The following is a 10,485-nucleotide window of genomic DNA, read 5'->3' as shown; positions in this document are numbered from 1 at the left end:
AGAGTGTTGAGATCGCACGGCACCCATCACCGTGATCGAGGCACCTGCCGAGGCGAGGCCGGCACGCCGTCCCCTGGAGCGTCCAGGGCGAGACATGTCGGTCGTCTCTGGCAGAGTCATGGCGAAGCTCGCAAGCCACCCCTGGCACCGCCGCGACGACACCTGCCGTACATCCGTCGGCATTGCAACAATACGTTTTCAAGGAGCAGTTCACCAATGACCTATCCCCCACCCGGCGGCAACCCTCCGCCTCCTGGCTACGGCCAGCAGCCTCAGCAGCCGGGCTATCCTTCGCAGCAGGGTGGGCCCGTGCCGCAGCAGCCGGGCTACCCCCCGCAGCAGCCGGGTTACGGCCAGCAGCAGCCCGGCTACCCGCCGCCCCCGCAGCCCGGCGGCTACGGCGCCCCTCCGCCGCCGATGCCCCCGGCCGGCAACAAGGGCGGCGGCGCCACCGCGAAGATCCTGGGCGCCGTCGGCACCGTCGTGGTGATCGGCATCGTCATCGCCCTGCGCGTCTTCCTGGGCGGCGACTCGAGCGACGACACCGACCCGAACAACGACACGCTGAACGACGACCAGGTGGAGGCCGCCGAGGCGGCCGAGGTCGGCGACTGCATGGCCGACGCGCTCTCGAGCGAGACCGACGACCTGGTCGTCCCCTGCGACGACCCGAACGCGTTCTGGACCATCACCGCGGTCTCGAACGACTCGGGCGCCGAGGTCGACATGTCCGGCGAGCTGACCGACACGCAAGCCGTGATCGACCTGTGCGGCGAAGAGGTCATGGGCTGGGAGCTCGGCCAGCTGTGGAAGAGCTACCAGTACGTCTACACCGAGTCGGTCGAGGGCCTCGGCGGCCCGGTCGACCACCTGTACTGCGTCGAGGCCATCGAGAAGGCCGACGACCAGGGACGCATGCCGATCACTCCCGACGTCGGCCTGTGCTTCGACGACAGCACCGATGGCTGGTGGAGCGTCTCCTGCGACGACCCGAACGCGGTCTACGAGGTCATCAACTCGGAGGTGGTCTCCCCGCCGGTCGAGATGACCCAGGAGGAGTCGGACGCCGAACTGGGCGGGTGCCCGGACGCCAACTACTACCCGTGGCCGGTCACGGGCGTGGAGGGCAAGGTCTGGGGCATCCTGTGCGTCATCGACCACTAGCACCCTGAACGGCCGCAGGGCCGCCCGGCGTCTCCGCCGGGCGGCCCTCGTCGTGTTCGGGACGGTCGCACTGGCCACCTAGAATGGGTGGGAGCACCGGCCCGTCCCCCGGCGATGCAACGGAGAACCAGATGAGCTACCCGCCCCCGAACCCGTACGACCCCAACCAGCAGCAGCCCGGGTACGGTCCGCCCTCGCAGCCCCAGCACTTCACCACCGACGCCGACCCCTACTCGCGCCCCGACCCGTACGGCCAGACGTCCTACGGGCAGCCCGGGTACCAGGCGAACCCGCCGATGAGCGTCGTGCCCGGCAGCGTGCCGCCCGGCGGCACCCCGCCTCCCGGGCAGTACCCGGGCCAGGCGTTCCAGCCGGGCCAGCCCGCGCCCCCGCCGCCGGGCGGGTCGTCGAACACGCCCCTGATCGCGACCCTCGTCATCGTCGTCGCGGTCATCGCGGCGGGGGCGATCTTCGTCGGCATCACCTTGACCGGCGGTGACGAGGAGACCGAGGACCCGGTCGCCGTCGTGGAGACCAGCGACGATCCGAGCCCGTCCGACGAGGTCACCTCCGAGTCGCCCTCGCCCGAGGAGGCGACCACCGAGTCCGACGAGGCCGTCTACCGCGTGCCGGTGGAGGACGAGTGCATCGAGAACTCCGACGAGGGCTTCTACGTCGTGCCCTGCGACTCCGAGAGCGCCTACTGGTTGGTGATCCACGTCGAGCAGTCCCCCGACGACCCCGACCCCGAGGACGAATGGCACTCGGTGGCGGCCAGCAACGCCTGCGACGGCTACGACTGGACGCAGTACTACTTCACCGACACCGCCGTCTCCGCCGGACGCGATTGGGACCCCGAGATCGACTCGATCACGGCGATCTACTGCGTCCGCGAGGTCGAGTAGCGGACCGGACGCGGGTCCGGTCCGCCGCATCGCCGGTGCGGCGGCGTCGCGGATAGGATCGGACCATGCCGCTGCGTTCGCACGAGGTCGACCTCTTCGAGGCCTCCAGGGCACGCCTGGGGGCCATCGCCTACCGCCTGCTCGGATCCGCGAGCGAGGCCGAGGACGCCGTCCAGGAGACCTTCCTGCGCTGGGACGCCGCCGATCGCGAGCACATCCAGGTGCCCGAGGCGTGGCTGACCAAGGTCCTCACCAATCTGTGCCTGACGCAGCTGACGTCGGCGCGGGCCAGGCGCGAGACCTACGTGGGCCAATGGCTGCCCGAGCCGGTCCTCGACGGCGACCCGATGCTCGGCCCGGCCGACACCGCCGAGCAGCGCGAATCGGTCTCCCTGGCCGTGCTCGTGGTCATGGAGCGCCTCTCCCCCACCGAGCGCGCCGTCTACGTCCTGCGCGAGGCCTTCTCCCACTCGCACGCCGAGATCGCCGCGATCCTCGACATCACCGAGGCCGGCAGCCAGCAGACCTTCCACCGCGCCAAGCGCCATCTCACCGCGGAGGTGCCCCGCGCCGAGGTCGACCGGGCCGCCGCCCGCAAGGTCATCGACGAGTTCCTGGCCGCCGCCGCCGGCGGCGACGTCGAGGCGCTCGTCAAGCTCCTCACCGAAGACGCCGTGGCCGTGGGCGACGGCGGCGGCAAGGTCCCCGCACGCGCCAAGCCGTTCTCCGGGGCGCTCGCGGTCGCGAAGTTCCTGCGCGGCCTGTTCAAGCCCGGCGCGGCCAAGCGCGAACTCCTCGGCGGCCCGGCCGCCATCCACACGGCCGTCGTCAACGGCGCCCCGGCGCTGGTGGCGGTCGTCGACGGCCGCCTCGCCGGCATCATGGGCATCGAGGTGACCGGCGGGCGGGTCTCGGCGGTCCGCAACATGGTCAACCCCGACAAGCTGGTCAGGGCCGAGCGCCAGTGGCGCTCGGGCGACCACGGCGAACCGATCATGAGCGCCTGGTGACCACCGTGTGTCAGGCCTCATAGGCCGCGCCTGTCAGGAATCGCGCCGCCATCCGGTTCAGGAGGCGAACACGCCAAGACAGGAGCAGACCATGAATCACCGCATCGTCGTCCTCGGAGCCGGATACGCCGGGGCCATCGCCGCCGGCCGCCTCGCCAAGCGGCTGCGCCGCGAGGACGTCCACCTCACGCTCGTCAACGCCGAACCCGACTTCGTCGAGCGCGTCCGCATGCACCAGCTCGCCGCCGGGCAGGACCTCAAGCCGCGGCCGCTGGCCGACATGTTCCAGGGCACGGGCGTGCGGCTGCGCGTCGACCGGGTGACCGCCGTCGACGTCGAGGCCAAGACCGTCGCGCTCAAGAGCGGCGACGAGCTCGCCTACGACACCCTCGTCTACGGTCTGGGCAGCGCCGCGGCCGACCACGGGGTGCCCGGCGTCGCCGAGCACGCCTACGAGCTCGCGAGCCGCCCGGGGGCGCTGCGCCTGCGCGAGCGCCTCGCCGAACTCGGTGCGGGCGCGCGGGTCCTGGTCGTCGGCGGCGGGCTGACCGGCCTGGAGGCCGTCACCGAGATCGCCGAGACCCGGCCCGACCTCGACGTCGCGCTCGCCGCGCGCGAGGGCCTGGGCGGCTGGCTCAGCGGCAGGGGCCGGAGTCACCTGCGCGGCGTCGTCGAACGGCTCGGCATCACCGTCCACGAGCGCGCGGCCGTCGAACGCGTCGAGGCGGGCGGCGTGGTCCTTGAAGGCGGCCGGGCCGTCGGGGCCGACGTGACGGTGTGGACCGCCGGTTTCGCCGTCCACCCGATCGCCGCCGCCTCCACGCTCGAGGTCTCCGGCACCGGCCAGATCGTCGTCGACGCCACCATGCGCTCGGTCTCGCACCCGGACGTGTACGCCGTCGGCGACGCCGCGCTGGCGATGGGCCCGGGCGACAAGCCGCTGCGCATGTCCTGCGCCTCGGGCGTTCCCGTGGCCTGGCAGGCCGCCGACGCGATCGCCGCGCGCCTGACCGGCCGCAAGATCCCCAAGGCCCCGCTGCGGTACTTCAACCAGTGCATCAGTCTCGGCCGCCGCGACGGGCTCATCCAGTTCGTCACCGCCGACGACCGGGCCAAGGGCTCGCTGCTCAAGGGGAGGACGGCCGCCCGCTACAAGGAACTCGTCTGCAAGGGCGCGGTGTGGGGCGTCGCCCACCCGACGCTCGGGCTGCCGGTGCGCCGCCACCGCATGGAGCGGGAGGCGGCCGCCGAAGGCCGGGCGGTCGAGGCGACGGCCTGAACGGATGATCGCCGGGCGCCCCGAGAGGGCGCCCGGCGTCTCGCTATCGGGCGGCAGTGCTATTCGGTGACGATGCTATTGGGCGACGATGCTCGGGTGGAGGTCCTCGGCCGGGGGCTCCCAGGCGTCCACGTCGACCGCGACCTGCTCGCCTGAGCGGATGTCCTTCATCTGATGTCCGTCTTCCCCTGAGAAGAGCACGAACGGGATGCCTCGCTTGTCGGCGAACTTGATCTGCTTGCCGAACTTGGCCGCCGAGGGCGAGACCTGCGTCGGGATGCCGCGGGCGCGAAGCCTCTGGGCGATCGCGTTCGACGCGGGCCGCTCGTCCTCGTTGGCGAGGGCCACGAGCACGCAGGTGGGGACCTCGCGGGTGGCCGTGAGGCTTCCAGCCTGGAGCAGGGGCACCAGGATCCGCGAGACGCCGATCGACAGGCCCACGCCGGGGTAGGTGTGCTTGCCGTCGGAGGCGAGCGTGTCGTAGCGGCCGCCCGAGCAGATCGAGCCGAGACTCTCGTAGCCCTCCATGACGGTCTCGTAGACCGTGCCGGTGTAGTAGTCGAGGCCGCGGGCGATCTTCATGTCGGCGACGACCAGGCCGGGGGCCTCCTTCGCGGCGGCCTCGACGACGGCGGCGAGCTCGGCGAGGCCCTCCTCCAGGAGCGGGTCGGTGACGCCCAGGGCCTTGACGCGGTCGACGAAGGAGGCGTCCTCGGCGCTGATCTCGGCCAGGCTCAGGCACGCCTCGGCCTGCTCGGGGGTGGCCCCGACCTCGTCGACGAGGAGCTTCGCGACCGCGTCGGCGCCGATCTTGTCGAGCTTGTCGACGATCCGCAGGGCCCCTTCGGTGTCGCCGATGCCCACGCCCTGGTAGAAGCCCTGGGAGAGCTTGCGGTTGTTGACGTGCATGCGCACCGGCGGCAGCGGCAGGCCGCGCAGGGCGTCGGCGATGACGAGCGGGATCTCGACCTCGTAGTGGGCGGGCAGCTCGCCTTGGTCGACGATGTCGATGTCGGCCTGGAGGAATTCGCGGTAGCGGCCCTCCTGGGGGCGCTCGCCGCGCCAGCACGGCTGGATCTGGTAGCGGCGGAACGGGAAGTTGAGCTTCCCGGCGTTCTCCAGGACGTAGCGCGCGAACGGCACGGTCAGGTCGAAGTGGAGACCGAGCCCGGCGTCGGCGCCCTCGGCGTCGGCCTGGAGGCGGCGCAGCACGTAGACCTCTTTGGACGTCTCGCCCTTGCGGAGCAGCTGGTCCATGGGCTCGACGGCGCGGGTCCGGAGGTTCGCGAAGCCGTGGAGTTCGAAGGCCCGGCGGAGATGGTCGACGACCTGCTGCTCGACGATGCGCTGCCGGGGCAGCAGTTCGGGGAATCCCGAGAGCGGCTGGGGTCGTGGCATGGCGGTCTCCTCGTTCGGACTGGCTGCGTGCGATGTGCGGACGGTGGCAGGGCGGCGCTCAGCGCCGCGAATGCTCCGCCACCTGCTTGAGGTACGGGTTGGACTCGCGCTCGGCGGCCATCGTGGTGCGCGGGCCGTGCCCGGGCAGGACGACGACCTCGTCGTCGAGCGGCAGGACCTTGCGTTCGAGGCTGTCCCGCATCTGGGCGTCGCTGCCGCCGGGCAGGTCGGTGCGGCCGATGGCGCCCGCGAAGAGGACGTCGCCCGAGAGCGTGTGCGGGGCCTCGGCGCCGGTGCCGTGTTCGGCGCCGGTGTGGAACATGACCGAGCCGGGGGTGTGCCCGGGGGCGTGGTCGACGCGGAAGCGGAGCCCGGCGAGTTCGAGGGTGGCGCCGTCGGCGAGGACCTCGACGTCGTCGGGTTCGGTCCAGTCCAGGCCGGTGCCGAACATGGCGCGGCTGGCGGGGCCGAAGCCGAGCGCCGGGTCCTCCAGCATGTGGGTGTCGCCGGGGTGGATGTAGGCCGGGACGTCGTTCGCGCCGCAGACGGGCGCCACCGAGTACGTGTGGTCGATGTGCCCGTGGGTGAGGATGACGGCGACGGGCTTGAGCCGGTGCTCGGCGAGCACGTCCTCCAGCCGCGGGGCGATCCCGACGCCGGGGTCGACGACGACGCACTCCGAGCCGCGGCCACCGGACAGCACGTAGCAGTTCGTGCCGAACGCATCAGCCACAAGCGTCTCGATGAGCACCCGCTCCCCCTTCTCTCGCCGCGCCTCAGGATACACCTGGCAGGCAGCAGTGGCCCGCCTGACAGCGCCCGATACACTCCAGTTCGCGTAACCCCTTGCTACGCGAACCGGGCCGATGCACGGCCCGGCGGCTTCAAGACCGGTAACCGAGGAGGCCCCGCAGTGCCCGCCAAGTCCAAGCACATGGAGCGGCGCAAGCAGCGCATCGCGAACGCGAAGAAGAACGCGCGCCTGGCGGGCAGGCTCCGCAGGCGCCGCCAGCTCCAGGCCGCCTTCGGACTGCTGGCCATCGCCGTGCTCCTGACGGCCGGGTACCTGTGGCAGAGCGGCTTCTTCGACTCCGAGGAGCCCGCCGACGACCCGGCCGTGACCCAGACCCCCACCTCCCAGGTCACCGACGCGCCCAGCACCGAGCCGACGGACGCGGCGAGCGAGGCCCCCAGCGGCGAGGCCAGCGCCACCGCCGAGGCGAGCGAGACCCCCAGCGGCGAGTCGACCGAATAGCCCCCTCAGCAGACGACGAATTCGAAGGAGAACCGACGGTGGCGTCGAAACAATCCCAGCGCATGGCCGCCCGCCAGCAGCTCCAGCAGCGCATGTCCCAGAAGGCGGAGCAGGAGCGCAGGCAGCGCACCGTCTGGTGGAGCCTCGGCGGCGTCGGCGCGCTCGTCGCGCTGGTGCTCATCGCGTGGATCGCCGTCACCGTGTTCTCGCCGGACGACGAGAGCGACTCGGCGACCCCGGGCGACACCGAGACGAGCGCCGAGACCCCCGCGGGCGGCAACGACACGCCGATCGAGGAGACCGTGGCGAACGCCGAGGGCGCCGCCGCGCGCTGCGACGGCATCGAGCCCAGCGGCGAAGGTGCGACCGGCGAGTCGAGCGGGGCCGGCGACGGGCAGCCCGCCACCGACGTCTACCTCGAGTGCATGTCGCTGAGCGCCCCCGACGCGTCGTCCACCGCCGAGTGCGCGTACACGCCGACCGGCGGCGACACCGTGCCCGCGACCGTCGAGCCCGCCGCCGGGACGCAGGAGATGACGATCGTCACCAACCTCGGCGTCGTCACCGCCGACATCGACACGGCGAACGCCCCGTGCACGGCCGGCTCGTTCACGCACCTGGCCGGGCAGGGCTACTTCGACGGCCAGCAGTGCCACCGGCTGACCACCCAGGGCATCTATGTCCTCCAATGCGGTGATCCCGACGCGCGCGCCGCGATCGAGTCCGGCAACCCGCAGGGCGCGGGCATGGGCGGCCCGGGCTACGAGATGGCCGAGGAGAACATGCCCGCGGGCACCGAGAACAACTACCCGGCCGGGACCCTCGCGATGGCGAACGCCGGGGCCGGGACCACCGGCAGCCAGTTCTTCATCGTCTACGAGGACTCGACGCTGAACCCGGCGAGCTACACGATTCTGGGGCAGATCACCTCCGGTCTCGACATCGTGCAGGAGGTCGCCGCCGCGGGCGTCATGTGACCTGGTCGCTCTGGTCCGCTGGTAGACCCGGCTACGATGGGAGCCTAAGCTTGATGAGCGTTGCAGGCTCCCACGGCGAGTCCTGCGGGCCGCTACTTGGTTCAGTGAGTTCGAGGAGGCGACGGTGGTGACCGAACGAGCCGCAGGGCCGGACGGCAAGGCCGCGGACACCGGGACGCGGGCCTCCGGCTCGGAGGCCGTCTCGGTCGGGCCCCCCACCGGCAGGCGCATGCGCGCCCGCTTGGCGCGGTTCAACGCGCCATGGCAGTCCTCGACGCTGCCCGAGGTCCTCGAACCCCTGGTGGCGGCCCACCGGGCCGCCCACCCGCGGGCCGACGTGCGGCTGCTCCAGCAGGCCTACACGAGGGCCGAGGGCCTGCACAGCGGCCAGTTCCGCAAGTCCGGTGACCCGTACATCACGCACCCGCTCGCGGTGGCCTCGATCCTCGCCGAGCTCGGCATGGACACGAACACGCTGGTCGCGGCGCTGCTGCACGACACGGTCGAGGACACCGAGTACACGGTCGAGGAACTGTCGGAGGAGTTCGGCGGCGAGGTCGCGCTCCTGGTCGACGGCGTCACCAAGCTCGACAAGGTGAAGCTCGGGGACGCGGCCAAGGCCGAGACGATCCGCAAGATGGTCGTCGCGATGGCCAAGGACCCGCGCGTGCTGGTCATCAAGCTCGCCGACCGGCTGCACAACATGCGCACGCTGACGTTCCTGGCGCCCGAGAAGCAGGAGCAGAAGGCCCGCGAGACGCTTGAGATCCTCGCGCCGCTCGCCCACCGGCTCGGGATGAACACCATCAAATGGGAGCTCGAGGACCTCTCGTTCGCGACGCTGTACAAGAAGCGCTACGCCGAGATCGCGCGCCTGGTCTCCGAGCACTCCCCGCAGCGCGAGATGCTGCTCCAGCAGGTGACCGCGCAGGTCAAGGACCAGCTGAAGGACTCCCGCATCAAGGCGGAGGTGACGGGGCGGCCGAAGCACCTGTACTCGATCTACCAGAAGATGATCGTGCGCGGCCGCGACTTCAACGACATCTACGACCTCGTCGGCCTGCGGATCCTCGTCGAGGACGAGCGGGACTGCTACGCGGCGCTCGGGGTGATCCACGCGTCCTGGCAGCCGGTGCCGGGCCGCTTCAAGGACTACATCGCGATGCCGAAGTTCAACATGTACCAGTCGCTGCACACGACGGTCATCGGGCCGAACGGCAAGCCGGTGGAGATGCAGATCCGCACCATGGCGATGCACCGCACCGCCGAGTACGGCATCGCGGCGCACTGGAAGTACAAGGAGACGAAGAACTCCACCGTCGCCGGTCCCCCGGCCCACATCGACGACATGGCGTGGCTGCGCCAGCTGCTGGACTGGCAGCGGGAGGCGGCCGACCCCTCGGAGTTCCTCGACGCGCTGCGCTTCGACCTGGCCTCCTCGGAGGCGTACGTGTTCACTCCCAAGGGTGATGTGATCGCGCTGCCCGCGGGCTCGACGCCGGTCGACTTCGCCTACGCCGTCCACACCGAGGTCGGCAACCGGTGCATCGGCGCGCAGGTGAACGGCAAGATCGTGCCGCTGGAGTCGACCCTGTCGAACGGCGACGTGGTCGAGGTGTTCACCTCGAATTCGGAGACGGCCGCGCCGAGCGAGGACTGGCTGAACTTCGTCAAGAGCCCGCGCGCCCGCACCAAGATCAAGCAGCACTTCAAGAAGGAGCGCCGCGAGGAGGCGATCGAGCTCGGCAAGGAGGAGCTCACCCGCGCGATGCGCAAGCGCCGCATGCCGATGCAGCGGATGCTCACGCACGACAATTTGACCTCGCTCGCGAAGGACCTGAACCTCAAGGACGTCGAGGCGCTGTACGCGGCGCTGGGCGAGCACCACATCTCGCCGACGCACGTGGTGACGCGGCTGCTGGAGGTCCAGGGCGGCGCCGAGGGCGCCACCGAGGACATGGCGGAGGCGACGGCGCCGACGCAGCCGGCCAGGATCGTGCCGGAGGCGCACGGCGACATCCACGTCGCGGTGACGGTGGCGGGCATGGACGAGGGCGACATGCCGGTGCGCCTCGCGCACTGCTGCAACCCGATCCCGGGCGATTCGATCATCGGCTTCGCGACGCGCTACCACGTGATCAGCATCCACCGCAGGGACTGCGAGAACGCCGAGGAGCGCATCGAGCTGCAGCCGGACCGGGTGCTGGAGGTCCGCTGGTCCGACGAGGACGACCAGGCGACCTTCGTGGCGACGGTGCAGGTCGAGGCGCTGGACCGCCACCGCCTGCTGGCCGACGTGACGCAGGTGCTGTCCGGTGAGCGGGTGTCGATCCTGTCGGCCACGGTCACCACGACCAGGGACCGGGTGGCGCTGTCGCGCTTCACCTTCGAGATGGCGAACCCGGAGCACCTCGACCACATCATCAAGGTCATCCGCAAGGTCGACGGCGTCTACGACGCCTACCGCCTCACCGGGGCCGAGTCCAAGATCTGAGGC

The 10,485-nt window shown here is 71.1% G+C and carries 9 protein-coding genes; 7 read left to right on the top strand and 2 right to left on the bottom strand.

Annotation, left to right across the window (positions count from 1 at the left end; genetic code table 11):
- The first annotated feature begins 216 nt into the window (after positions 1-216).
- The 4 genes from H613_RS31680 (at position 217) to H613_RS0110570 (ending at position 4,358) form a co-directional block, all read left to right on the top strand.
- Complete coding sequence (locus tag H613_RS31680) at positions 217-1,164, top strand: hypothetical protein (RefSeq protein WP_211234771.1); 948 nt, start codon at positions 217-219, stop codon at positions 1,162-1,164.
- Positions 1,165-1,295: 131 nt separating this feature from the next.
- Positions 1,296-2,069 (top strand): hypothetical protein, encoded by a 774-nt coding sequence (locus tag H613_RS29190; RefSeq protein ID WP_026923771.1) that lies wholly within the window; start codon positions 1,296-1,298, stop codon positions 2,067-2,069.
- Positions 2,070-2,134: 65 nt separating this feature from the next.
- Complete coding sequence (locus tag H613_RS0110575; RefSeq protein WP_026923770.1) at positions 2,135-3,079, top strand: RNA polymerase sigma-70 factor; 945 nt, start codon at positions 2,135-2,137, stop codon at positions 3,077-3,079.
- Positions 3,080-3,170: 91 nt separating this feature from the next.
- Positions 3,171-4,358 carry an NAD(P)/FAD-dependent oxidoreductase gene (locus tag H613_RS0110570; protein WP_026923769.1) on the top strand — a complete coding sequence of 396 codons (1,188 nt, stop codon included), beginning with the start codon at positions 3,171-3,173 and terminating at the stop codon, positions 4,356-4,358.
- A gap of 75 nt (positions 4,359-4,433) precedes the next feature.
- Here the strand turns inward: H613_RS0110570 and hisS are convergent, their stop codons facing one another.
- Complete coding sequence (hisS, locus tag H613_RS0110565) at positions 4,434-5,756, bottom strand: histidine--tRNA ligase (protein ID WP_026923768.1); 1,323 nt, start codon at positions 5,754-5,756, stop codon at positions 4,434-4,436.
- 58 nt (positions 5,757-5,814) lie between these two features.
- Entirely contained in the window at positions 5,815-6,507 is a 693-nt protein-coding gene (locus H613_RS0110560; RefSeq protein WP_026923767.1) for an MBL fold metallo-hydrolase, read from the bottom strand.
- Between the two features lie 162 nt (positions 6,508-6,669).
- On the opposite strand from H613_RS0110560, the gene H613_RS0110555 reads away from it, so the two are divergent.
- From H613_RS0110555 to H613_RS25830, 3 genes are all read left to right on the top strand, one after another.
- A complete protein-coding gene (locus H613_RS0110555) occupies positions 6,670-7,011 on the top strand; it encodes a hypothetical protein (protein WP_026923766.1) in 342 nt (113 codons plus the stop codon).
- A gap of 38 nt (positions 7,012-7,049) precedes the next feature.
- Positions 7,050-7,988, top strand: a complete 939-nt coding sequence (locus tag H613_RS31675) for a peptidylprolyl isomerase (RefSeq protein ID WP_211234770.1) — start codon at positions 7,050-7,052, stop codon at positions 7,986-7,988.
- Positions 7,989-8,115: 127 nt separating this feature from the next.
- Positions 8,116-10,482: a RelA/SpoT family protein gene (locus H613_RS25830; protein ID WP_439330244.1), complete on the top strand. Its 2,367-nt coding sequence runs from the start codon at positions 8,116-8,118 to the stop codon at positions 10,480-10,482.
- The last annotated feature ends 3 nt before the right edge of the window (positions 10,483-10,485 follow it).

It is taken from the genome of Glycomyces arizonensis DSM 44726 (genome assembly GCF_000482705.1).
Lineage (GTDB): Bacteria > Actinomycetota > Actinomycetes > Mycobacteriales > Micromonosporaceae > Glycomyces > Glycomyces arizonensis.
This window is presented reverse-complemented; position numbering and strand designations above follow the sequence as displayed.

Excerpts from the sequence above, each read along its gene's own strand:
- H613_RS0110575 (WP_026923770.1), top strand. The coding sequence starts at position 2,135 with ATGCCGCTGCGTTCGCACGAGGTCGACCTCTTCGAGGCCTCCAGGGCA.
- H613_RS31680 (WP_211234771.1), top strand. The coding sequence starts at position 217 with ATGACCTATCCCCCACCCGGCGGCAACCCTCCGCCTCCTGGCTACGGC.
- hisS (WP_026923768.1), bottom strand. The coding sequence starts at position 5,756 with ATGCCACGACCCCAGCCGCTCTCGGGATTCCCCGAACTGCTGCCCCGG.
- H613_RS29190 (WP_026923771.1), top strand. The coding sequence starts at position 1,296 with ATGAGCTACCCGCCCCCGAACCCGTACGACCCCAACCAGCAGCAGCCC.
- H613_RS0110570 (WP_026923769.1), top strand. The coding sequence starts at position 3,171 with ATGAATCACCGCATCGTCGTCCTCGGAGCCGGATACGCCGGGGCCATC.